At 67.7% G+C, this 20,714-nt stretch carries 25 protein-coding genes; 13 read left to right on the top strand and 12 right to left on the bottom strand.

Annotated features, from left to right (window positions below; translation table 11 throughout):
• Window positions 1-44 precede the first annotated feature (44 nt).
• From AB0J16_RS21470 to AB0J16_RS21460, 3 genes are all read right to left on the bottom strand, one after another.
• On the bottom strand, window positions 45-1,217 hold the full coding sequence (locus AB0J16_RS21470; RefSeq protein WP_358541958.1) for a PQQ-binding-like beta-propeller repeat protein: 1,173 nt from the start codon (window positions 1,215-1,217) through the stop codon (window positions 45-47).
• Between the two features lie 76 nt (window positions 1,218-1,293).
• A complete protein-coding gene (locus AB0J16_RS21465) occupies window positions 1,294-1,848 on the bottom strand; it encodes a dihydrofolate reductase family protein (RefSeq protein ID WP_358541955.1) in 555 nt (184 codons plus the stop codon).
• A gap of 89 nt (window positions 1,849-1,937) precedes the next feature.
• A complete protein-coding gene (locus AB0J16_RS21460) occupies window positions 1,938-2,585 on the bottom strand; it encodes a TetR/AcrR family transcriptional regulator (protein ID WP_358541952.1) in 648 nt (215 codons plus the stop codon).
• A gap of 120 nt (window positions 2,586-2,705) precedes the next feature.
• On the opposite strand from AB0J16_RS21460, the gene AB0J16_RS21455 reads away from it, so the two are divergent.
• Complete coding sequence (locus AB0J16_RS21455) at window positions 2,706-3,107, top strand: VOC family protein (RefSeq protein ID WP_358541949.1); 402 nt, start codon at window positions 2,706-2,708, stop codon at window positions 3,105-3,107.
• Window positions 3,108-3,321: 214 nt separating this feature from the next.
• On the opposite strand, the gene AB0J16_RS21450 is transcribed toward AB0J16_RS21455, so the two are convergent.
• Entirely contained in the window at window positions 3,322-3,465 is a 144-nt protein-coding gene (locus AB0J16_RS21450) for a hypothetical protein (RefSeq protein ID WP_358541947.1), read from the bottom strand.
• Between the two features lie 111 nt (window positions 3,466-3,576).
• Complete coding sequence (locus tag AB0J16_RS21445) at window positions 3,577-5,172, bottom strand: FAD-dependent oxidoreductase (protein ID WP_358541945.1); 1,596 nt, start codon at window positions 5,170-5,172, stop codon at window positions 3,577-3,579.
• A gap of 164 nt (window positions 5,173-5,336) precedes the next feature.
• On the opposite strand from AB0J16_RS21445, the gene AB0J16_RS21440 reads away from it, so the two are divergent.
• The 3 genes from AB0J16_RS21440 (at window position 5,337) to AB0J16_RS21430 (ending at window position 7,190) form a co-directional block, all read left to right on the top strand.
• The gene (locus AB0J16_RS21440; protein WP_358541942.1) at window positions 5,337-5,993 is read left to right on the top strand and encodes a helix-turn-helix domain-containing protein; all 657 of its coding nucleotides are present in this window, start codon (window positions 5,337-5,339) and stop codon (window positions 5,991-5,993) included.
• A gap of 43 nt (window positions 5,994-6,036) precedes the next feature.
• A complete protein-coding gene (locus tag AB0J16_RS21435; protein WP_358541939.1) occupies window positions 6,037-6,540 on the top strand; it encodes an NUDIX domain-containing protein in 504 nt (167 codons plus the stop codon).
• 77 nt (window positions 6,541-6,617) lie between these two features.
• A complete protein-coding gene (locus AB0J16_RS21430) occupies window positions 6,618-7,190 on the top strand; it encodes a GNAT family N-acetyltransferase (protein WP_358541936.1) in 573 nt (190 codons plus the stop codon).
• 111 nt (window positions 7,191-7,301) lie between these two features.
• Here AB0J16_RS21430 and AB0J16_RS21425 read toward each other — a convergent pair whose 3' ends face one another.
• Both AB0J16_RS21425 and AB0J16_RS21420 read right to left on the bottom strand, forming a co-directional pair.
• Window positions 7,302-7,544 (bottom strand): hypothetical protein, encoded by a 243-nt coding sequence (locus AB0J16_RS21425; protein WP_358541933.1) that lies wholly within the window; start codon window positions 7,542-7,544, stop codon window positions 7,302-7,304.
• A 169-nt stretch (window positions 7,545-7,713) separates the two neighbouring features.
• The gene (locus tag AB0J16_RS21420) at window positions 7,714-8,859 is read right to left on the bottom strand and encodes a helix-turn-helix transcriptional regulator (RefSeq protein WP_358541930.1); all 1,146 of its coding nucleotides are present in this window, start codon (window positions 8,857-8,859) and stop codon (window positions 7,714-7,716) included.
• A 135-nt stretch (window positions 8,860-8,994) separates the two neighbouring features.
• Here AB0J16_RS21420 and AB0J16_RS21415 point away from each other — a divergent pair, with 135 nt between their 5' ends.
• The 3 genes from AB0J16_RS21415 to AB0J16_RS21405 are packed head-to-tail and all read left to right on the top strand — an operon-like array spanning window position 8,995 to window position 10,774.
• Complete coding sequence (locus tag AB0J16_RS21415) at window positions 8,995-9,570, top strand: YceI family protein (RefSeq protein WP_358541927.1); 576 nt, start codon at window positions 8,995-8,997, stop codon at window positions 9,568-9,570.
• 9 nt (window positions 9,571-9,579) lie between these two features.
• On the top strand, window positions 9,580-10,182 hold the full coding sequence (locus tag AB0J16_RS21410) for a dihydrofolate reductase family protein (protein ID WP_358541923.1): 603 nt from the start codon (window positions 9,580-9,582) through the stop codon (window positions 10,180-10,182).
• Between the two features lie 4 nt (window positions 10,183-10,186).
• Window positions 10,187-10,774 carry a dihydrofolate reductase family protein gene (locus tag AB0J16_RS21405; protein WP_358541920.1) on the top strand — a complete coding sequence of 196 codons (588 nt, stop codon included), beginning with the start codon at window positions 10,187-10,189 and terminating at the stop codon, window positions 10,772-10,774.
• Window positions 10,775-10,959: 185 nt separating this feature from the next.
• Here the strand turns inward: AB0J16_RS21405 and AB0J16_RS21400 are convergent, their stop codons facing one another.
• Complete coding sequence (locus tag AB0J16_RS21400) at window positions 10,960-12,324, bottom strand: erythromycin esterase family protein (protein WP_358541917.1); 1,365 nt, start codon at window positions 12,322-12,324, stop codon at window positions 10,960-10,962.
• A 126-nt stretch (window positions 12,325-12,450) separates the two neighbouring features.
• Entirely contained in the window at window positions 12,451-13,605 is a 1,155-nt protein-coding gene (locus AB0J16_RS21395) for a cytochrome P450 (RefSeq protein ID WP_358541914.1), read from the bottom strand.
• 220 nt (window positions 13,606-13,825) lie between these two features.
• Here AB0J16_RS21395 and AB0J16_RS21390 point away from each other — a divergent pair, with 220 nt between their 5' ends.
• The 3 genes from AB0J16_RS21390 (at window position 13,826) to AB0J16_RS21380 (ending at window position 16,252) form a co-directional block, all read left to right on the top strand.
• Complete coding sequence (locus AB0J16_RS21390) at window positions 13,826-14,326, top strand: MarR family transcriptional regulator (RefSeq protein WP_358541911.1); 501 nt, start codon at window positions 13,826-13,828, stop codon at window positions 14,324-14,326.
• A 99-nt stretch (window positions 14,327-14,425) separates the two neighbouring features.
• Complete coding sequence (locus AB0J16_RS21385; RefSeq protein ID WP_358541908.1) at window positions 14,426-15,337, top strand: aminoglycoside phosphotransferase family protein; 912 nt, start codon at window positions 14,426-14,428, stop codon at window positions 15,335-15,337.
• A 42-nt stretch (window positions 15,338-15,379) separates the two neighbouring features.
• Window positions 15,380-16,252: a phosphotransferase gene (locus AB0J16_RS21380; RefSeq protein WP_358541905.1), complete on the top strand. Its 873-nt coding sequence runs from the start codon at window positions 15,380-15,382 to the stop codon at window positions 16,250-16,252.
• Window positions 16,253-16,358: 106 nt separating this feature from the next.
• On the opposite strand, the gene AB0J16_RS21375 is transcribed toward AB0J16_RS21380, so the two are convergent.
• The 3 genes from AB0J16_RS21375 to AB0J16_RS21365 all read right to left on the bottom strand — a co-directional run bounded on the left by AB0J16_RS21375 (window position 16,359) and on the right by AB0J16_RS21365 (window position 18,357).
• Complete coding sequence (locus AB0J16_RS21375) at window positions 16,359-17,198, bottom strand: hypothetical protein (protein WP_358541903.1); 840 nt, start codon at window positions 17,196-17,198, stop codon at window positions 16,359-16,361.
• A 131-nt stretch (window positions 17,199-17,329) separates the two neighbouring features.
• Window positions 17,330-17,893: a hypothetical protein gene (locus tag AB0J16_RS21370; protein WP_358541900.1), complete on the bottom strand. Its 564-nt coding sequence runs from the start codon at window positions 17,891-17,893 to the stop codon at window positions 17,330-17,332.
• 113 nt (window positions 17,894-18,006) lie between these two features.
• The gene (locus tag AB0J16_RS21365; RefSeq protein WP_358541898.1) at window positions 18,007-18,357 is read right to left on the bottom strand and encodes a hypothetical protein; all 351 of its coding nucleotides are present in this window, start codon (window positions 18,355-18,357) and stop codon (window positions 18,007-18,009) included.
• Between the two features lie 253 nt (window positions 18,358-18,610).
• Here AB0J16_RS21365 and AB0J16_RS21360 point away from each other — a divergent pair, with 253 nt between their 5' ends.
• The 3 genes from AB0J16_RS21360 (at window position 18,611) to AB0J16_RS21350 (ending at window position 20,704) form a co-directional block, all read left to right on the top strand.
• Window positions 18,611-19,510 carry an alpha/beta hydrolase gene (locus AB0J16_RS21360; protein ID WP_358541896.1) on the top strand — a complete coding sequence of 300 codons (900 nt, stop codon included), beginning with the start codon at window positions 18,611-18,613 and terminating at the stop codon, window positions 19,508-19,510.
• Window positions 19,507-20,166, top strand: coding sequence for a TetR/AcrR family transcriptional regulator (locus AB0J16_RS21355; protein WP_358541893.1), 660 nt, complete (start codon window positions 19,507-19,509; stop codon window positions 20,164-20,166). Before AB0J16_RS21360 ends, AB0J16_RS21355 begins: the two co-directional genes overlap by 4 nt.
• A gap of 64 nt (window positions 20,167-20,230) precedes the next feature.
• Window positions 20,231-20,704: a hypothetical protein gene (locus AB0J16_RS21350; protein ID WP_358541891.1), complete on the top strand. Its 474-nt coding sequence runs from the start codon at window positions 20,231-20,233 to the stop codon at window positions 20,702-20,704.
• Window positions 20,705-20,714: the final 10 nt, after the last annotated feature.

The following is a 20,714-nucleotide window of genomic DNA, read 5'->3' as shown; positions in this document are numbered from 1 at the left end:
CCCAACTTGCATCTCTCGCAGATTGTCAGGGCTTTCGGGACGAGTCAGCCGATCACCGCGTCGCCGCCGGTGCCCACGCCGATCCCGGCCAGTCCGTCGCGTATCCATTGCGGGGTGATGTGGTCCTCGAAGCGGTGCCGGTCGACGATGCGTCCCGTGCGGGCGTCGAGCTTGACGAGCGTCGTCGCGTCTTCGGCGACGTAGGTGTCCACGCCGTCCGTCAGCACGGTGCGGCTCCACACGTTGCCCAGGGTACGGCGCCAGGCGACCTCGCCGTCGGCGATCCGGTATGCGGTCACCTCGGTCTCCGAGCGTACGGTCACCAGTTTGTCCGACACCCCCATCGCCTCCCCGTAGGGGTTGTTCTTGAGCCCCGCCGACGGGGCGCGCCAGAGGATCTTCCCGTCCTGGACCCTGCGGACGATCAGAGCGCCGCCGGCGTCCACCGACGCCAGGCGGTCGGCGCCGAGCGCACGCGCGTGCCACAGCTCTCCACCGTCGAACCCCCACAGCCGCCTGCCGTCCGCGGCACTGAGCGCGACGTTCGACTCCTCGCCCGCGCAGTCCTGGAAGACGAGCACGGTCTCGCCCGCGCCGCGGGCTTCAAGGCTGGAGACTCCTGTGGCGCAGGAAGCGGACGAATCAGACGGGTAGGACCAGCGGATCGCGCCTGTGCGGCCGTCCAGTACGTCGAGCCGGCCCTCGTGCAGGGCCACCACGAGGGGAACGGAGCCGTCCGTGGCCATGGAGATGTCCCAGGCCGCCCCCCATTCCTCGTCGTAGGCCCGGTTGGCCTCGTGGTCAGGGCCTGGCGGCAGGTCGGCCTGCCAGACGATGCGGCCGTCCGGCACGTCGATGAGGCTGACCCGGCCGTCCCGCCAGACGGCCGCGACCCGGCGATCGTCCACCCGGACGGGATCCAGCGAGTCGTCGGCCCAGCCGTTCTCGTACCGCCAGGCCGTGGATCCGTCCGTGATCCGCTCTCCGACCAGTCCTGCGGTACGCAGGCCCCACCGCGAGCGCACCGCCACGTCACCGTAGACCTCGGCCGCGAAGGGAGCCCTACCGACGACGTCTATCCCTGGCGTCCCCCACCCCGCCGGGCGCCAGGGATAGGAGGAGTCCCCCATCGGCGTCATGGTCTCGCCCGGCCAGCCGACGAAACCGAGCAGCAGGATGCTGACGACGGCACATGACACGATCTGGATCAACCGCATAAGGCCCAGCATGGCCCTTTAATGCGATCAATGCGGCAAAACCGAACGCCGCCTCGTGGGTCCGCCTCTGGGCCGGTCAGGACCGTACGTAGCGCCGGAACATGGTTCCTGAGGCGAAGGAACGGTGCTCGACCAGGCGCAGCCGCAGCTTTTCCCCCACGGGCAGGTACGGCTTGCCGCCCCCGACGATCACGGGGAGCGCGTACACCCAGAACTCGTCGATCAGGTCCAGCAGGGAGACGGCCAGCTCGGGGCCGCCGAGTTGGAGGGTGCCGTCGATCTCCTGCTTGAGACGCGTCACCGCGGACACGGCGTCCTTGCGACGGACGATCGTGACCCCTTCGGGGACGGTCTGGAGGGTGTCGGAGAAGACGTACCGCGGCGTCTCCTTGTAGAACTGGGCGAACTCCCGCTCGAGGGCCGGGGCACCTTCCTTGCCGAGGTCCTGCGTCCAGGGCTTTTCCATCGCCTCATACAGCCGCCTCCCGAACAGGAACGCCGCGATCCGGCGGACGTGGTCGTTCGCCGCCTGGCGAAAGTCCTCGTCCGGGTCCATGAAGTCCATGCCGCCCTTGGGGTCCTCGATGTAGCCGTCCATCGAGGTGTTCATCCAGTAGATGACCTTGCCCATGAAATTCCTCCTTGGTCGTAGAGATCGTCCGGAGTGGAGACCCGATGGAGCGCTAAAACTCATCGCAGGCCGGGCCAACAGCACTCACATCAGGCGGAGGCGTAGGTGGCCAGGGCGGGCTCCAGCAAGTCGAAGGCTTGGCCGGCTTCGGCGGCGATGGTGTGGGCGATCTGGTCGTTGGGGTGTCCGGCGAGGGTGAGGGTCTGGATGCGGTGAAACAGCACGCGGTGGACGGTGCCCAGCAGGGCGGCGGCGGTCTGCACGGTGATGTCGCCGGGCTGAGCGGCGGTGACGTCGGCGAGCACCTGGGCGAGGTGGTGTTCGCGCTGGTCGTGCAGGCCGCGCAGGCAGACGGTCAGGGTGGGGCTGTCGGCGATCATGCGGGCGAACTCCTGGCCGGAGAATCCGGCGACCGGGTCCTGGACGGCCACGGCGTCGGCGAACGCGCGGCGCAGCGCGGCCAGCGCTGACTCCCCTGGGCGTCGTGCGGTGACGGCGTGGGCCAGGGAGGTGGCGAACGCCTCCTGATGGTCCAGGGCCAGGTCTTCCTTGCGCGGGAAGTAGTTGGTGACGGTCTTCTTGGCGACGCGGGCGACGGCGGCGATCTCGGCGATGGTCGTCTGCTCGAAGCCCTGGGCGATGAACAGCCGGGTCGCGTGGTCGGAGATGAGCTGCCGCGTCTCGTGCTTCTTGGTCTCGCGCAGCCCGGCGGCCGGGGTGGGACTCTGGGTATCCATGACGCAATCTTATCCTCGTAGCATCTTTATGTTGACACCCTTGGACGCCTTGGACTAACTTTACCTCCGTCGTAAGTTTATGACGATGGAACATCAAGCCCACCCGCCAGAGGAGATCCCGTGCAGTTCATCGCTTCCACCGTCTCACTGACCGTCGACGACGTCGCCGCCTCCCAGGCGTTCTTCACCACTTACCTGGGCTACACCATCCAGCAGGCCGCCGACGGCTTCGCCTCCCTGTCGCGCGACGACGCGGTCGACATCGTCCTGCTCGCCCGCGGCATCGAGGTGCTGCCGCCCGAGCAGCGCGACCAGCGTGCCAGCGGTCTGATCATCGCCTTCACCCTCGCCGGCGGCCTGGCCGAGCAGGAGAAGCGGCTACGCGACGCCGGGGCGCAGATCACCATGCCGCTGCGCCAGGAGCCCTGGGGCGAAGCCCTGTTCCAGGTCACCGACCCCAACGGCGTGATCGTCCAGTTCGTCGAATGGGCCGCCCCGAACGCCGCTGACCCGACCCCATGAAAGAGGCTCCCTGCTGCGTCTAAGGCTCGGCGATCGGTGCGGGATCGAGGATCGCGCTCGCGCCGCGAAGGAGTTCCGTACGTAGGTCGTCCGCCGGCACGTCCGCGAGTTGGCTGATGGGATCGGTGGCGGCGGCGAACGCGTTTGCGGCGCCGAGCCGGCCCGGCGCCCGGCTCCATGGCCGCGCGCTTCTTCTGGCCCGCAGGAAATGCGCCTACTTGCCGCTGTGATCGATGACGTTGCCGGTGGCGCAGTTGTTCGTGTGATCGCCCACCCACATTCCTAGGGCCGGCACCACTGCCACCTCCTGCAGGCAGACGGCCGTGGCGGTGAAGTTCCAGTTGTTCGCCGCGTTCACCCCGCCACCGAAGTTCGTAAAACGAATGCGCAGCGTGAAGAGTCGAGTTTTCGATCTCGGCGGTGGCCGTCCGTGCCCACGATGCCGCGTGTCGCCCGGCGCCCGTGTGGGTCACATGGGGCCGAACCACCGCTGCAAGGCCGCCCGGAGCGATTCCATCTCCGCGGAATCTGGTTGGGGTGATGCGGAAGCCCAGGCCACGTAGCAGTCCGGGCGAAGGAGCAGGGCGGTGGGCGCGTGAGGCTGGGGGTGCGCGGTGACGATGTCGACCTGGTCGTGTCGCAGGGCAGGTGTCCGCGCCAGCGAAGCTCCTTCGGTCAGGTCGAGCAGCAGGGGGCGTGCGGTTCTGGTCAGCTCGGCCAGCCGGACCGGCCCGGTGGGGGTGTGCAGCTCCAGGTTCGGGGCGAAGCGGCCGATCAGCGGGTGCGGCTTGGGTCCGCCCATGTTTTCGCCCACGTCTTCGCCTATGTCTTCGGCCACGTCTTCGCTCATGTCGTAGCGGACGTCGGCGCCCGCGGTGAGTTCGGCCAGGCGCCGTACCGTGTTCGGGTCGCGGAGCAGTTCGCTCAACACTTCGCGCAGTCCGGTGACGTCACTGCCGGGGGCGATCAGCGCCGACTGCGCCTGGGCGTTCAACACCATGCGGTGCGCGGCCGATCGCCGCTCCGTCTCGTACGTGCTCAGCAGTCCGGGCGGAGCGCTTCCTCGGATCTCGGCGGCGAGCTTCCAGCCGAGATTGATCGCGTCCTGCAGTCCGAGGTTGAGCCCGGGGCCGCCCCCGGTGGCGGCGTACACGTGGGCGGCGTCACCGATCAGGAACACCCGGCCGTGGGCGAACCGTTCGGCGACCCGGGTGTTGCCGCCGGTCAGCCGGCGCAAGGCGTGCGGCCCTTCGCCGTTGGGCGGTCCGAGTGGTACGTCGACGCCGAGCACGCGGCGGATGCTCGCCCGCAACTCCTCCAGGCTCATCGCGGCGTCAGTCGCGGGCTGGTCCCACTCGGTAGTGGTGACCAGCGGTGGATGGCCGGGCATCGGCGCGTACGAGAACCCGCCCTGCTCGGTGCGGTGGGGCAGGAACGGCATGACGGGGCCGTATCCGGGCACGTTCAGCGCGCCGTTGGCGGGGTCGACCCAGTCCGCGGGGACGGTTGCGTGCGCCGAGCGGACGGTCATCCGGTCGTAGGTGACGCCAGGGAATCCGATGCCGGACAGCTTGCGCGTGGCGCTGTGGGCTCCGTCGGCACCGATCAGGTATCGGGCCCGCAGATGGTACTCCCCGTCCGGGCTCGTGATGTCGACGGTGACGGCGTCGTCGTCCTGTGACAGGCCCACGACCTCGTGTCCCCGCCGGATTTCCACCCCCAGCTCGATCGCTCGATCCTCCAGGACCTGCACTATGCGTCGCTGCGGCACCGGCAGGGCGTAGACGGGGCTGTCCGCCAGCAGGCTCAGGTCAAGGCCCATCGCGCCGAACATGAAGTACGCGGAGTTCGGTCGCGGTGGTTCCGGGCTGCCGCTGAGACGTTCGTGCAACCCGCGGTGGTCGAGCATCTTCACGACCTGGCCGAGCAGTCCGTTCGCTTTGGGCTCCTGGCTGGGCTCAGGTAGCCGCTCCAGCACGAGCGGCCGGACTCCTGCGAGGCTCAGTTCGCAGGCCAGCATCAGCCCGTTCGGGCCGCCGCCGGCGATGACGACATCTGTGATCATGTTGCTCCTTCGCTCGCATGAGACTCGCAATGAGACTCGCAATGGGACTCGGAGGGGACTCGGAGGGGACTCGCATGGGACTCGCATGGTGATGAGACGCGAGGCTAGGCATAAAAGTGCGTGCACGCAAATTTGCGCGCACGCACTCAAGCTGGGATGCTGAAATGGTGACGACAAGACGAACCGGGTTGCGTGAGCAGAAGAAGCAGGCCACCCGGGAGGCGTTGAGTGCGGCGGCATTGCGGCTGGCCCTTGAGCGTGGACCGGACAACGTGCGCGTCGACGACATCGCCGAGGCCGTCGGCGTCTCAGCCCGGACCTACAACAACTACTTCTCCAGCCGCGAACAGGCGATCGTCGCCGCCATCAACAGCGAACGGGAAGCGCGGGTCGCGGCGGCAGTGGCTGACCGGCCCGACGACGTCGGCCTGGCCGCCGCGATCACCGAGGCGATCGTGGATCAGTACACGGATCCGGGCGTACCCAGTCGCGAGGCGCTGCTGATGATCACCACTCGTCCCGCGCTGCGCGAGGCATTCTCCGATACCACCAGCGCGCTCGAACACCCCCTCACCGACGCGATCACCAGACGCCTCGGCGATATCGACCCGCGAACCGCCCGTGTGCTCGCGGCCAGTGTGGCCGCCGCGGTCCGCGTCGCGATCGAACAGTGGCTGCACACCACTGCCGCCTCCGTCACGGCCGGCGGGCTCGTCGTGCCGTCCGGCTCGCTGGCGGACCTGCTGCGCACCACGCTCGCACCACTTACGCCCGCACTCGACGCCGTGGAGCGACAGGCACACCGCCCAGCCGCTTCCTAGTTATGGGAGCGTTGCCGGTAGCTACGCCGGATGGGAGCAAGTGATGCGGACCCGACGAGGTGCCCGGATTGTGCTGCTGGATCAGGACGATCGGATTCTGATGATCCGGCACAGGTACGACGGCGTCATCGTCGTCCCTGGCTCTCCGGTCCAGGAGTTTTTCTGGGTGCCCCCAGGCGGAGGATTGGCGGAGGACGAAGACTTCCTTCAGGCCGCCTGTAGAGAACTGCTGGAGGAGACAGGAGTGACGGAGGTCGAGTGGGGGCCGTGCCTATGGACTCTCGACGCGGACGTCCGGTGGGGCGGCGAGCCCGTACACATGCACGAGCGGTACTTTCTGGCGCGGGCGCGTGGCACGCAGGCCGTTACCCGCGCCTACCTGGAGCCGGAGGAACAGCAGGGAATCGTCGACCACCGATGGTGGTCCTTGGCCGAGCTTGTCGCCAGCACAGAGACTCTGCGGCCTGTGGGACTTTCGGAGTTATTGGCCGATGTACTGGCCGCAGAGGGACGTCCGTCAGGCGAGCCGCGCGCCCTGCGTACATAGGTCCTGTCCCCTGACGGCACCCAGGATGAAGGCCGCTCCCTTCAAGTCGTAGCAGCGACAGCAGACGATCTATCAGTTTGCGGCAATTCAGCCTGTCGACGGCGATGGACGGGGAGTGCTATGACCTTTTGATGCGCATTCGACCAGCTGAACTCGCTGACAGCGAGGCGATCGCTGTTATCCACGTGCGATCCTGGCAAGCGGCCTACCAGGGCTTGGTACCCCAGCAATATCTTGACGGGATGACTTCCTCCCAACGGCAACCCGGCTGGGAGCGTCTGTTGGCCAAAACGTCGTGGCCCTGGGAAGGAATCCTGGTAGCCGAATTCGACGGCTCCGTTGCGGGCTTCACCGGGTTTGGCCCCACACGAGATCGGGATGAGAATTCCGCGACCGTCGCGGAGATCACCACGATCTATCTGGCACCCGAGTTCTGGGGTGCCGGCGTCGGCAGGCAACTCATGACGATGGCGTTGGAAACCATGGCGCAGGCCGGCTATGAGAAGGCCACCTTGTGGGTGCTGGAGGCCAACGTACGCGCTCGGCGCTTCTACGAAAGCAACGGCTGGCACAGTGACGGTTCCGTCAAACAGGACGAGACACGCGGCTTCGCGCTCACTGAAATTCGGTACCGCCGTGTAGTCAACTGACCGTGAGGGGTGCGTACGGTGACTCCGTCCACTGGCTCGGGCCGCCGGGCGGCCCAGCCTCCGCTGCGATCACTGCCCATCCATAGGGGTCAGCGCGGGTGCTCAGCCTCCCTACGGAGACTCTGCGGTCGTCACGGTGCGCCGACGTCGCTCAACGAGGAAGAAATGGACAAGGATGAAGCCAATAATCGCGGCAGCCTCCGTCCATACGATCGTCTTTCCGATGGCCTCGATCACCTCATTCCTGCCGGGCGGGAGCACGACCATCTGTACGGCGGCGCCGACCGGCACGGTCAATCTCGCGAGCAAACCCATCACTCCCGGCCGCTTGACGCATGCGCCGACGGCACCCAAGGGCGCTCCGAAGATGCCGCGCCGAACCCCGCGCCAATCGCCAGGGCGCTTGCCATGATTCCCACGGACCGGATAACGCGTAGGGGGACCCGCCGCCGACTATGTCGTTGATCGTTAGTCACGTTGCTTTCCTACCGCACAAATCACGCGGTTCGCGGAACGATCAAACCTACGCCTGGGCCCTTCGATCGGATGCGGTCGGCGGCGCGACTCCTGACGTCAAGGAGGCGGCATAGTGATCGAGGAACAGCCGGGCGATCAGGTCGCCGCGTGAACCGGTGCCCGACTTGGCGAAGATCGACTTCAGGTGGTCCTGCACGGTGTATGACGACACCTGCAGCCGGCCGGCGATCTGCTTGGTGGACAAGCCCATGGCCACCAGCTCGGTGACCCGGCGCTCGCTGTCGGTAAAGCCGTACGCATCGACCATCAGGGGCGCCATCTCGGCGGGGCGAGCGACTTCCAGCATCACCGCGACCTGCGGTTCCGGACCGTCATTCAGCAGCGAGCCGCGGACGATCAGCCACTGACCGGCCCGGGTGCGCGCTCGGGCCCTAGCCGGCCGGAGATCGGTCGGCGCAGGTGCCGCACTCGTCGCCGGGCCGCAGAGGGAACGGGTCTGGCGAGCGACCGCGGAGATCACCAGCGGCAGCCGAGCGCCCGCTCTGTCACCAGTGCCCAGCTCGTCCAGCCAACGATCCGCTGACTTGTTGGACATGCGTACGCCGTCATCGGCGTCGAGGATCAGCAGACCGACGTCGTCGTCACCGGCCTGCGCGTCACCGAGCAACAGGCCTCGCCGTAGTCCATCAGTGATCAGAGGGGCGATCGACGATACGAACTCCACCTCGGCCAAGGAGAAGTACGGGCGCTTCGCCTCCCGGAACACGGTCAGCTGCCCCCATGCCCCCGTGCCGCCGGCGAGCACCACCCGCAACTCATCGGAGAATCCCCCGGGGCGGCGGATCTCCCGCTGGCGCAGGCTACGGTCGAGGTCACCGGCGGTGGCTTCGCTCAGACTGCCGGCCGGGCGGCCGGCGTGGGCGAGCTGTGACCACTTGTTGAAGTCCGGCTCACGCACCTCGATCTCCACGAGCCGGAGCAGCTCTGCCGCGGGCAGGCCGTTCTCCACGAACTCGGCGGTCGGGAGCATGGTCGCCGGGTCGGTCGTCATCAGGCAGGTGCCTTCGGCGGGCACGGCCCGGCCCAAGGCGTCGCCGACGGCCCGCGCGAAGTCCGGCACGGGTAACCCTCGGTGAACCAGCCTGACGATTTCGTCGCGGACGCGCGCATGCGCCGCAGATGCGTTGACCACGATCGGGAGCTTATGGCGATCGACGGCATCATCCCAGAAATCTGGGATACAACCCGGCTCCACGATCTCGCATGCTGGTCGCACAGATCAGTATCCGCCCGGGCAGGCCGGGCAGCACAGGGGGTCCCGTACGCCATGATCACCGTCGATACCACCCTCGCCGCCGGTACTTGGGTCGGCGATCCCGTTCATTCCGACATCTCGTTCAAGGTCCGCCACATGGGCGTCGGCAAGGTCAGAGGGCGATTCGCGCTCGCCTCGGCGGCGCTGAGCGTCGGCGAGGGCGGCGGCCGGGTGACCGCCCTCATCGACCCCGCCTCGGTGCGCACCGGCAACGAACAGCGCGACCAGCACATCCGGTCGGCCGATTTCCTGGACGTGGAGAAGTACCCGCAGATCGAGTTCACCTCGACCGAGGTCCGCGGCTTCGACGGCGAGACCTTCATCCTGGTGGGCGAGTTGACCCTGCACGGTGTCACCAGGATCGTCGAGATGGAGGCCGAGTTCCTCGGCGTCGTCGACGACCCGTCCGGCGCGGAGCGGACCGGGTTCTCGGCGAGCACCACCATCAGCCGCGCCGCGTTCGGCGTCGACATCCAGCTCGGCTTCGGCGCCGGCAACGTCGTGGTCGCCGACACCATCGAGATCGCCATCGAGATCGAGTTCACGGCCACCGAGTCTGCCGCAAGGCAACTCGCCAACACTGATTAGGACGGAAACGTGAGCAAGACTGTGCTGTACATGTCGATGTCGGTGGACGGGTTCATCGCCGGGCCGAACATGGCGCCGGGCAACGGGCTCGGTGACAAAGGGCATCGGCTGCATGAGTGGTTTCTGCCGGATGCCGACGCCGATCACAGGACAGACCTCGACCACCTGGCGGGCGCGAATCGTGAGGTCACGGACGAGGCCATGGCCACCGGGGCGGTCGTCGTCGGTCGGCGGACGTTCGAGCTCGCCGACGGCTGGGGCGGCGACCACCACGATGGCGTGCCGATCTTCGTCCTGAGCCGCCGTCAGCCCGATCCCGAACTGCAATGGCCCGGAGTCACCTATGTGAGCGACGTCACGGCCGCGATGAACATGGCCAAGGAGGCGGCCGGTGACAAGGACGTACTGGTCCATGGAGCCCGCACCGCTCGGCTGGCACTTGCCGCCGGCGTCCTCGACGAGCTGCAGATTCACCTGATCCCGGTCCTGATCGGACAGGGTGAACCGCTCTTCGAGGACATGCCGCCCGACCACATCGAGCTCGAACTGCTCCGTGCCGTGGACGGGCCGGGTGTGGCGCACCTGCGCTACCGCGTGCGGACGGAGGGCTGAGGCGATGGCGCTCATCCGGCTGTACATGACCATGTCCCTGGATGGTTACGTCACCGGGCCGCAGGACAGCCTGGACACCCCGATGGGAATCGGCGGGTTCCGGCTTTTCAACTGGCTCGACCGGCGCAACGACCCGGGACCCAGCCGGCAGGTGTACGCCGAGGCGCTGGCCACCCGCGCCGTCATCGCCGGCCGCCGCACCTACGAACACGCCGACCGCTGGCAGGGCGACCATCACGACGGCGTCCCGATCTTCGTCCTGACCCACGACGTCCCGGACGACCCGCCGCCGGGCAGCGTCCGCTACGTCACCGACGTAAACGAGTGCGCCGCACAGGCCCGCGCGGCAGCCGGTGACGGCGACGTGATGGTGCACGGTGCCGGGGCGGCGCAGGCGCTGCTGCGGGCAGGGCAGCTGGACGAGCTGGAACTACACGTCGTACCGGTCCTGCTCGGGCAGGGACGCCGGCTGTTCGACGACCTGCCGGCCGAGCACATCGAACTCGACCCGGTCCGCCGGTTGACCACGCCGCAGGTCGAGGAAGTCACACAGCACGTCATGCACCTGCGCTACCGCATCCGCCACCCGTGACCCGCGAAGTTGTGCGACGTCAGCGTGTGAGCTCGTTGCGTAGATCGGCGAGCGCGAACGACTCCCGGTCCACCAGCACGCTTGGCAACCCCAGATAGCCATCGAAGTCCGCGGCCACCCTACGGCGACGCCAATGCCGGGCTGGGGAGACGAGCGGGTGTGTCTCGCCTGTCTCCCCGGAGGCGTCACGGCAGCAGTGCGGCGGCCTTGACCTTGTGCAGGTGGATCAAGATGTCGAAGGACTGGCCGAGGGCGGCCTTGGTGGCCTGGTCGGGTGACCAGAAGCCGCCGCCGATCAGGCGGGTGGGGCGGGGCTCGGCGAGCCAGGTTCTGGCCGCCTGTGGTGCGGCGCGGGTGTCGAGGATGAAGTCGCGGTAGCGGACCTGGTCCAGGACGTACTCGTTGTAGTCGCTGTCGGCCGCTGTGACCGAGCCCTTGCAGGTCAGGGGGCGCTCGGCTGGGGTGGAGCCGGCCGGGCACTCACCCTTGTCGAGGGTGAAGTTGTAGCCGCCCTGGTCGAAGCTGGTGCCGACGGTGACGAAGCGGTTGCCGAGGCGTTCGCGCAGGACGCCGCCCATCGGGGCGGGGACGAACATGGTGTCGATCGGGGTGTAGCTGATGTGCGCGTTCAGGCCGGACATCTGGATCTTGTGGCCGGTCGTCTTGTTCCACCAGACGACGTTGTCGGCCAGCGTGGTGTCCCGGTATTCCTGCGCCTGCCGGCGTCCCTCGGCGGTGGCCTGGTCGAAGGCGAAGTCGGTGAAGGTCTGCGACAAGGCGCGGGCGTGCTGTACCGCCCACTGGTAGTCGTCGCCGCCGGGCTTCTGCTGCTGGAGGAGTTTGAGGGCCTCGGTGGCGCGGCGGGCGTTGTCCTTGCGGGTCTCCAGTGGCTGGGACAGGGCGATGCCCATGTACTGGCCGGCGTTCGGGGTGGTGGGCCGTAGCCCCTCGTACAGCTTGGTGAACTCGGGTGTCAGGTCGGGGTGGTGCTCGGCGACGTAACCGAGGACCTTGTCGAACAGGACGTCGCCGGGGTAGAGCAGGTCGGCGCCCATGAACTGGACCTTCGCCTGGTGGGTGGTGTTGTAGGAGCGCATCCAGGTGATCAGGCCGAGGAACTCGCGGTTGTTGAACAGGGCGTAAGGGCCGGTGACCTCGTCGTGCAGGATCTGCCGTGGGTCGCCCTTGGCGTGCAGGACGTAGTCGTTCAGCCGTACACCGGTGCTCCAGCTCAGCTCCCGGGCGAAGGTGGTGAACCCCTTCTCCGTCACCAGGTAGCGGAACAGCCGGTGGTTGAGCGTGTAGAACTCGGCGGTGCTGTGCGTGGCCTCTCCGACACCGACCACCTTCGCGCCCGCCACCATCGCGCCGAACGCGTCCAGGTCGCGCAGGCCACCCTGGGGCGAGGTGGAGGCGAGGGGCTTGGCCACGGCGTTGAGCGCCGCTACGACAGCGGCCGGGCTGTCGGCGTCGGCGGTCGCGGCGGGGCCGATGGCGGTGGTGAGCGCGAGGCCGAGAACGAGTGCGCCGCCCCAGGTCTTGGTGTGCATATGGTGTCCCGTCGCATGAGTGCGTGTTGTTGACGGGGGTAAGCCTCGGCGGGAGCGCTGACAGTACAGCGACAGTCCGCTGACGATGCCCCGCGGGACACCGGCACAAAAATACGGCTGTCTATTTCACCGCAGGTTCACCGGGAGAGCGGTCAGTCGGCTCCCCTGTATGCCGCCGAAGTCGACCTGCTGCAACTCGGAGATCGGCACCGCGAGGTGTGCGTCGGGGAAGTCGGCCCGTACGACCGATACGACCGCGCTCAGTTCGAGTTGGGCCAGTTGCGCGCCGGTGCAGTAGTGGGGACCGGCGCCGAAGGTGAGGTCAGGCCCGATCGATCGGCCGGGATGGGTGTTGATGCCCTGGATGTCGATGAGCACGGGGGAGTGGGCGGGGAGCCGTACTCCGGCGAGATCGATGTCGGCGGAGGTGAACCGCCAGAGGCTGAAGGGTGCGGGCGCGTGCAGGCGCAGCGTCTCCTTGACGAACTCCTCGACCGTGATCTCCCGCGCTGAAGAGCCGTCGGAGTCGAAGACGTGGGCGAGCAGGAACCCCAGCGATGGGTCGGTGGTCAGCTGCCCGGCGTAGATCAGTGTGAAGATCAGGTAGTGCAGTTGTTCCTCGGTGAGTTCGTCGGGGACCCGTTCGCGTAGCTCGGTGGCGAGGCCGGGTCGGCCCTCGCTGAGCGCGGCGGCGGCCAGCTGTCCGAAGCCGGCCATCGCCGCCTCCACCTCCTGGGGATCGGCGCTGTGCATGCCCCGGCAGGCCGTGATGGCCTGGTCGATCCGGTCGAGTGGTACGCCGAGCACATCGCAGACCACGGTGAGGGGGAACCGAGTGGTGAAGTCGGCCATCAGGTCGACCGTTTCACCGGTCGCGGCGAGCTCGGTGAGCTGATCGCGGGCGAACCGGGTGATCCGTTCGGCATAGTCCTGCATCCGCCGGGCGGTGAAGAGCGGGGCGTGCGCTCGGCGCAGCCGCGTGTGCGCCGGGCCGTCGAAGGTGGTCAGCGACGGCTGCGCGGCGGCAGTCGGTTCCAGACCTGCGGTACGCGGGTCCCAGTGCGCCGGTGCGTAGGCGGGGTCTTTCACGATGTGGGGGTGTACGAGGGCTTCGCGGGCGAGGGCGTCGTCGGTGATGATCCATACCGGGCCGCCGGCTGGGGCGTCGGCCTGGACGATGGGACCGGTGGCGCGCAGGGCGGCGCGGACGGGATGGGGTTCGCCGATCCCGCGGACGGTGACGGCGAACGGGTCGACGGTGGCACGGGGCGCGTCGGTCATCGAGTCTCCATGGGGTGGTCCGAATCGGATGGTGAGGCAGGCGTCCTGGCCGATCGCCGGGGTCGTCATGCTGACGGTCGCGGTCAGAACGACGGCGGCCGTACGCCTGAACGGAGTCGATCTATGAGGCGATGAGATAGAATGACTGCGTAGCACAGTAACTGCGCCACGCAGTGAATCTACCACAAACTTCGCTGCACGACGCAGTGAAATGGAAGGGATGGGTGTCGCGATGGCGGAGCCGGCGGCGGGCAGGGAGGCGCTACTTGCCGAGGTCACCACGGACGTGGTGCCCAGCTGGGCGATCTTGGTCGTTCAGCTCAACAGCCTTGTCGCCGGGCGGCTGGGCGTCACCGACACCGACGTGCAATGCCTGTTCGTGCTGGGCCGTCACGGTCCGACAGCACCCGGCGTCCTGGCCAAACACGTGAACCTCACCACCGGATCGGCCTCGCGCATGATCGACCGACTCGTCGCCGCAGGCTGCGTCCGACGGGTGGCCGACCCCCACGACCGCAGGCGGGTGCTCATCGAACCCACCCAGGAAGGCCTCGACCGGGTCAGCGCCGCCTACGCAGGACTGATCGCCCGTACGCGAGACGACCTCGGCGACTTCGACGACGCGGAGCTCGGCACCATCGTCCGCTTCATGAAAACGGCCGAGCGCAGCACCGCCGCCGAGATCCACCGACTCCAAGCCACGCTCCAGGGCCGAACATGATCGTGCTTGGCTAGGGTGGACGCATGTTTTGACGCTTGCCCGGAAGTCGGGCACCCCCATGGCCTCCTTCGTATCCCGAACAACCTACGAAGGAGACACATGAGCATGTCCATCCCTGACGCGTTCGCCGCGTCGTACGGCAACAACAGCCCGACCGCCCGTGCCTGGATCGCCGAATTGCCCCGGCTGGTGGCGGACTTCCTCGACCGCTGGACACTGCGGCCGGACGGCCCCGCGGCACACGGCATGGCCTCGCTTGTGCTGCCGGTGATCCGCGCGGATGGCGCTCCCGCGGTGCTGAAATTCCAGCAAGCCAGCGAAGACAACGCCGGCGCCACGCTCGGTCTGCGGGTATGGAACGGCAACGGCATCGTGCACCTGCTCGACCACGACCCCGACACCGGCACCATGTTGCTGGAGCGGCTGGACGCGGCCCGGCCGCTGTCATCGGTGGTTGATGACGATGCCGCCATGCGGATCCTCGCCGAACTGATGGCGCGCCTGGTCGCGGTGCCCGCCCCGCCCGGTCTGCGGCATCTGTCCGACATCGCCGCCGCCATGCTGGACCAGGCTCCACGGGCTGTACCGGCGTTGCGCGACCCGGTCGAGCAGCAGCTGGTACGCGCCTGCGCGTCCGCCGTGGCCGAATTGGTCGGCGAATCCGGCGACCGCCTGCTGCACTGGGACCTGCACTACGACAACGTCCTCGCCGGGCAGCGGGAACCATGGCTGGCCATCGACCCCGAACCGCTGGCCGGCGACCCCGGGTTCGACTTGTGGCCGGCGCTGGACAGCCGATGGGAGGAGGCGGTGGTGGCGACCGGCGACGTGACCCGTATGGTCCTGCGCCGGTTCGACCTCCTTACCGAGGTGCTCGGCCTGGACCGGCACCGGGCGACCGGGTGGACACTTGGCCGCATCCTGCAGAACGCCTTGTGGGACATCGAGGACGGCAAGACCGCGCTGGAACCGGCCCAGGTCGCCCTTGGCATGACTCTGCTGCACCGGTGATGTCACGCCACGCCCCTGCCCGCAAGCCGAACGGAAGTACGGATGATCTACGTCAAGACGCCCCTTACCCGTGAGATCCGCAAAGCCGCGGCCCTGACCTGGGGCGTCACAGGGGAGGGCGAGCGGTTGCACGGCGGAGAGGAATCCGCCGCCTACCGCCTCGACGGGCACGTCATCCGCGTCGGCCCGGTGTGGCGCGGCGCCGCCGAGTCGGAGTGGTGCCACGCGATCGCCCGGCACGCCGCCGCCGGCCTCCCCGAGGCGGTCGCCCCGCTGCCGACCGCCGACGGGGCGACGGTCATCGTCGTGGATGGCCGCCCGATCTCCTGCTGGCCGTACGTCGAGGGCGCCTGGCCGGACTCCGACATCCCGGCCCAACGCGCGGCCGGTGCCCGTCTGCTGGCCAGGCTGCACAGCTCCCTGGCCGGCTTCCGCCCCGGTCCGCGCCCGGTGCCCGCCTTCCAGGAGTCCGGCCTGTACGGCGATCCGCCTCAAGACGCCGCCGAACTGGACGACCCCGATCTGGACCGCTGGCTGGCCGCCTTCCACGCCGAGCACCCCGTGCGCCACCCCCTGCACGGCGACTACTACACCGGCAACACCCTGGCCAGGGGCGGCCGGATAGTGGCGGTTCTCGATTGGGACGAGACCTTCGTCGGCGCCCCTGAGCTGGAGCTGGCCGCCGCCGCCCTGGAATGGGGCGACGACCTGGTCGGGCCGAGTGAGGAGTTCGTGGCCGCGTACCACGAGGCGGGCGGCACGGCAGCCCGCCTGGACGAGGAGTCGCTCGCTCAGCTCGTCAGGCACAAGCTCCGCAGGGAGTACGCCTACTTCCACAAGGGGGTGACGCATGACGAGGCGGACATCGAATACCACCGCGCCCGGGTAGAGCTGTTCCACCGGCTACGCCCCTGACGGCACCCGGCCCCCGAACAGGCCGCCAACGCAATCTTCAACCTGATCGAACACGGCTGGACCACCGCCCACCCCGGCACCTGAGCACCGGCGGCAGGACGCGGGGCTAATTCCAGGCGCCAGGCACCTGGTAGGGCACCTTGTCCTCGAGTTGCTCCTGGTCGAGCACCTCGCCTCTCAGCGGCAGCAGAACGGTGACCTCCCGTCCCCAGCCGGAGTAGCGGGTGTCCGACTCGATGCGGAGCAGGGAACCCTTCCAGTGGTGCAGGATGCCCCTGGCCGTAACCCGCTCCACCAGTCCGGCCGCACTCAGCCGGAGGGTGTAGGAGATGGTGCTGACGGGCTTGCTGATGGAGTAGCCACGGAAGCGAGAGGCGAAGGAACTGGATACCTTAACCAGCTTGTCGGCCTTGATCGTGCCCTTCACCAACCCGTCCCGCCAGGACGTGCGGTGGGCCAGCAGCGCCTTGAGCGTGGCGGGCTCCAAGACCTCCAGCGGCGGGTTGCTGACAGGCTGATCGGTGGCGGAGTAGCGCACCCAGTTCGTGCCCTGTGGCAGCGCGTCGGCGAACTGGGGGCCTGAGACGTAGTCGTCGTAGCCTGACGAGATCACCCTCAGGGGCATCTCTTCCAGGGCGGCGTCGTCCGCCATGCCGAGTTTCTTCAGGCCGCTCATCATCGTCTTGCTGAACCGCAGGTGCTGGGACGTATCAGCGGCGGTCTCGCCTTGCGGTCCGAACCCGACCGTGCCGTCCACGTCCACGGTGTAGTAGAAGCCGCGACCGTGGTCAACCTTTGCGGTGGACACGATGTTGACGCCCTTACCGCGGGTCAATGCGGCTTGGAGCGCTTTTACCGGGTCGATCTTTGGCGCTGCCTGCGCGGGGGTGGCGACGAGCTGTGCCAGTCCCGCGATCAGGATTGCACCCACGACGGTCCGCTTCATTACGATCCCCTGGAAATTAGTCGGAGGGACGAACAATCTCGTGCATACGAGATCAACTGTCAAACCCATCGGCCTCGATGGGCATGCCCTGAATCGGAGAGCTGTGCTGCCTGCGGCTTGTGAAGCCGCCACTAACAATTGAGAGTGGCGGTGGTCTGGGGCCGGCCCGAGTCGGGATCCAAGGCCACAGGGAACGTCCGCCCGTCGGCCACCCGTATCTCAACCGAACTCGGCCCCGTCCATTTGACCGAGTCGAAGGTGTCGTCGGGGACGTCGTCGTTGAAGCAGCCGAGATGCCACTCCCTGCTGAGCAACCCGCCGTCATTGCGGACGCTGAGCGACATCACCATGTCCGGCCCGAGACCCGCCATCGACCGCTGGAGCCGGATCCTGTACGGGGGCGGTCCGTCGACGAAGCCGACCTCCTCGGCAGAGGAGAACCCAATGGCGAGCAACCCCCCGAACAGCGCGACACTCGCGCCCAGCCCGGCAAGGAGGACGATCACGACGCGTAACCACCTCCACCGCAGCCCGACGGCGGCCAACGCCATCAGGAGGCAGGCCAGCACGCCGAGCGCGAACGGATGGTGCAGATGTTCCCTTAAAAGCACGAGGTCAGAGTCGTGGAAGTACACCAGAGCCGCGAGACCGCCCACGCAGAGCGAGGCGGCCAGCAGCGCGAGTGAGCGAGACATCGTAAATCCCGTCGGTGGGGGCCACCGAGATCATGACAGCGCCGACGGTGCCGTAACCGCAATTGCCCGGAATCTCCACAACACCCGCACATCGCGGCCGGGCGAGGTTCTTCTCAGGTCCCGAAATCACGAACCCGAAGCGGGCTGGTTCCGTAATCCGGACCGCTGAGGCTGTCGTGGGCCCTTGCCCACGCTTGGTCGAAAGCATCGAGAGTCAGCGGCTCGGGGTTGTGGCCTTCCCATTCATGGACGGGTTGCTCGGCTATGCGGTCGTAGAAAGCTCCGTATCGTGCCACTTCTCCGCTCTCGAAAGCCGTCTGCCATTCAGCCAGGGAGGCGGCGGCGAAAGGCTGCTCGTCGGGGCCGCGGAATTCGATCTGCCGGGTCACCCAGCCGTCGTCGTCGGCCTCGATGTAGAACCAGGTGTCCTCGTCGGCCCAGTGGCTGCGGAACCAGTGCGTCATCGTGGCATTCCTCCTGGGGCGAGTGGGAGGGCTTGGAGCTTCCCGACGTCGGAGTTGGCGCGCGAAGTCGCTCGTTCTTGAGGCTGAGCATGCTGACGGCTCGGGAAAGCACGGCTTTCATTTCCGGGATCATCGAACACCAAACCCGTCACAGCGCTCTTTGGGTTCGCCTATTTCGCCAGGTCATCCCCTCTCCTGAACACCCCACTCAGGGCCGTTCTTGAGACGGCTGGACTCCATCTACACTGTAGACATGAACTACAGTGTAGATGAGGTGGAGGCGCCCGGAGCGCGGTTGCATGTCGAGCGGACCGGCGACGGACCCCCGCTCCTACTGATCTCCGGAGGCGGCGGCGACGCCGGCATGTACGCGGACGTGATCCCGCTCCTGGCCCGGAGCTTCACCGTGATCGCCTACGACCGGCGCGGCAACTCGCGCAGCCCGTTCACCGATCCCGGCGCCTCGATCACGGTTGCCCGGCAGGCTGACGACGCGGTCGCCGTCCTCGATCACTACGGCATGGAACGCGCCTATGTCTTCGGCAACAGCGGGGGCGCGATCATCGCCCTGGAGATGGTGATCGGGCACCCGGACCGCCTCCTGGGCGCGGTGGTGCACGAGCCGCCGCTGGTACAACTCCTCGCTCCCGACAGCCCCGAACGGCGCGAGATCGAACACATCGGCCGCCTCGCCCGAGACGGTCACCTGATGCGCGCCTACGCCGCTTTCGGCGCGATGACGCTACCGGACCCGCCGCGCGTGTTCCTGTCGCCATCAGGCCAAGCCACGATCGCCGCCGCCACTCACCTCATGCTCGCCGCCGACGGCCTGGCACGAAAGATCACCCGACGTACGCCGGACGTGATGACCCGCCAGCTCCGCAACGCCGAGCTGACCCTGCGCCGCGAACTGCCCGCGTTCTGCTTCGACTACCAGCCAGACCTGACCGCGCCGGCCGCCACCACGGCGCCCTGGTGCCTGGCCACCGGCCGCGACAGTGTCGGCAAGCCGTACCACGCGCCCGCACACCTGTTGTCTGAGCGCCTTGGCATACCCTGCCAGGAGTTCCCCGGCGGCCATGTCCCATTCATGCAGCACCCGCACGAATTCACCACGACGCTCACGAAGATCTTGGAGGGCTTCCAGCCATGACGGCCGACCCCAGCCCACCGGTCAGGTTGCCAGAGCCGCCCACCCGGCCCACGCTCACCCGCGAATACCTCGCCGCCGCCGCGCTCGCCCTCATCGACGCCCATGGCCTGCGCAAATTCTCCATGCGCAAACTCGGCACCGCCGTCGGCTTCGACCCGATGGCCGTCTACCGTCACTACGACGACCAGGAGGACCTCTTCGACGGCGTCGCCGAGACGCTGTTCACCGAGGTCAATGTCAACACTCTGCCCTGGGACGGCCCCTGGCGCGAACTAGCCCAGAACTACTGCCTGCGGCTGCGCGACACACTCCTGCGCCACCCCCACGCCGTGCCGCTGTTCGCCACCCGCCCGGTACGCTCACCAGCCTCCATCGACACCGGCGTGAAGATGCTCACCAAGCTCAGCGACGCCGGCATCCCCCCGGCGCAGGGTTTGCGCATCATCCGCTGCCTGCGAGAGTTCACCATCGGCCACACCCTCGCCATCGCCATGACCAAGCTCGGCGCCGACCAGCGCAGCCGCAAACCCCAGCCCGGCAGCCCCGACTACAACCTGCTCGCCGAAGCCGCCGACGCCACCACCCTCGACGACCACTTCGAGCCGGGGCTCACCGCGATACTGAGTGGCTTCGAACAGTCCACCCGCATGCGCTGAGGCGTCTCGACAGCGGCACGGCCCGGGAACCATCGGTGAAACCTGCTGCACCGGATCCTTACATTTGCTGCGCATTGTGCGCATAGATGGCTGCTTGTATTGCGACGTGATCGATCGAAGAACGCCGCCTGCCGGTGACCTGCGCTGGATGACGGGGTGCGCGTTCCCGCTGATCATCGCCGTAGCATGCGCGACATTTGGCACCCTCTTCGATATTCGCTTGGTGGCCGGGTCGACGCTCTACTGTCTTGGCGACCTGAGTTCGGGGGAAAAGTTTGCCGGACTCTTCTGGGACTTGAGCCGGACTATCCTCTTCCCGGTCATTTCCGCGATGTCGGCACTTGTCGCGCTGCCATTCCAGCTGCTGGCCCGGCTTCCCTGGCTGGCCGGTCGCATCTGGCTGGAACTCATCCTGCTGGCTCTTACCGTCGCCGTCTCGGCCGCTGGGCCGGTAGCGATGGTTCTGTACGACGTGGCCACCGAGGGTACGCAAGGTGACTGCGTGCTGCCGTGGTGGCCGTCGTGGCTTCCCGCGTAGATCAGGAGTT

It is taken from the genome of Nonomuraea sp. NPDC049750, from assembly GCF_040659625.1.
Lineage (GTDB): Bacteria > Actinomycetota > Actinomycetes > Streptosporangiales > Streptosporangiaceae > Nonomuraea.
This window is presented reverse-complemented; position numbering and strand designations above follow the sequence as displayed.

Coding starts and splice junctions, on each gene's coding strand:
- AB0J16_RS21370 (WP_358541900.1), bottom strand. CDS start 17,893: ATGTCTCGCTCACTCGCGCTGCTGGCCGCCTCGCTCTGCGTGGGCGGT.
- AB0J16_RS21355 (WP_358541893.1), top strand. CDS start 19,507: ATGACGGCCGACCCCAGCCCACCGGTCAGGTTGCCAGAGCCGCCCACC.
- AB0J16_RS21365 (WP_358541898.1), bottom strand. CDS start 18,357: ATGACGCACTGGTTCCGCAGCCACTGGGCCGACGAGGACACCTGGTTC.
- AB0J16_RS21440 (WP_358541942.1), top strand. CDS start 5,337: ATGGTGACGACAAGACGAACCGGGTTGCGTGAGCAGAAGAAGCAGGCC.
- AB0J16_RS21385 (WP_358541908.1), top strand. CDS start 14,426: ATGAGCATGTCCATCCCTGACGCGTTCGCCGCGTCGTACGGCAACAAC.
- AB0J16_RS21390 (WP_358541911.1), top strand. CDS start 13,826: ATGGGTGTCGCGATGGCGGAGCCGGCGGCGGGCAGGGAGGCGCTACTT.
- AB0J16_RS21415 (WP_358541927.1), top strand. CDS start 8,995: ATGATCACCGTCGATACCACCCTCGCCGCCGGTACTTGGGTCGGCGAT.
- AB0J16_RS21435 (WP_358541939.1), top strand. CDS start 6,037: ATGCGGACCCGACGAGGTGCCCGGATTGTGCTGCTGGATCAGGACGAT.
- AB0J16_RS21400 (WP_358541917.1), bottom strand. CDS start 12,324: ATGCACACCAAGACCTGGGGCGGCGCACTCGTTCTCGGCCTCGCGCTC.
- AB0J16_RS21460 (WP_358541952.1), bottom strand. CDS start 2,585: ATGGATACCCAGAGTCCCACCCCGGCCGCCGGGCTGCGCGAGACCAAG.
- AB0J16_RS21395 (WP_358541914.1), bottom strand. CDS start 13,605: ATGACCGACGCGCCCCGTGCCACCGTCGACCCGTTCGCCGTCACCGTC.
- AB0J16_RS21470 (WP_358541958.1), bottom strand. CDS start 1,217: ATGCGGTTGATCCAGATCGTGTCATGTGCCGTCGTCAGCATCCTGCTG.
- AB0J16_RS21380 (WP_358541905.1), top strand. CDS start 15,380: ATGATCTACGTCAAGACGCCCCTTACCCGTGAGATCCGCAAAGCCGCG.
- AB0J16_RS21465 (WP_358541955.1), bottom strand. CDS start 1,848: ATGGGCAAGGTCATCTACTGGATGAACACCTCGATGGACGGCTACATC.
- AB0J16_RS21375 (WP_358541903.1), bottom strand. CDS start 17,198: ATGAAGCGGACCGTCGTGGGTGCAATCCTGATCGCGGGACTGGCACAG.
- AB0J16_RS21405 (WP_358541920.1), top strand. CDS start 10,187: ATGGCGCTCATCCGGCTGTACATGACCATGTCCCTGGATGGTTACGTC.
- AB0J16_RS21445 (WP_358541945.1), bottom strand. CDS start 5,172: ATGATCACAGATGTCGTCATCGCCGGCGGCGGCCCGAACGGGCTGATG.
- AB0J16_RS21360 (WP_358541896.1), top strand. CDS start 18,611: ATGAACTACAGTGTAGATGAGGTGGAGGCGCCCGGAGCGCGGTTGCAT.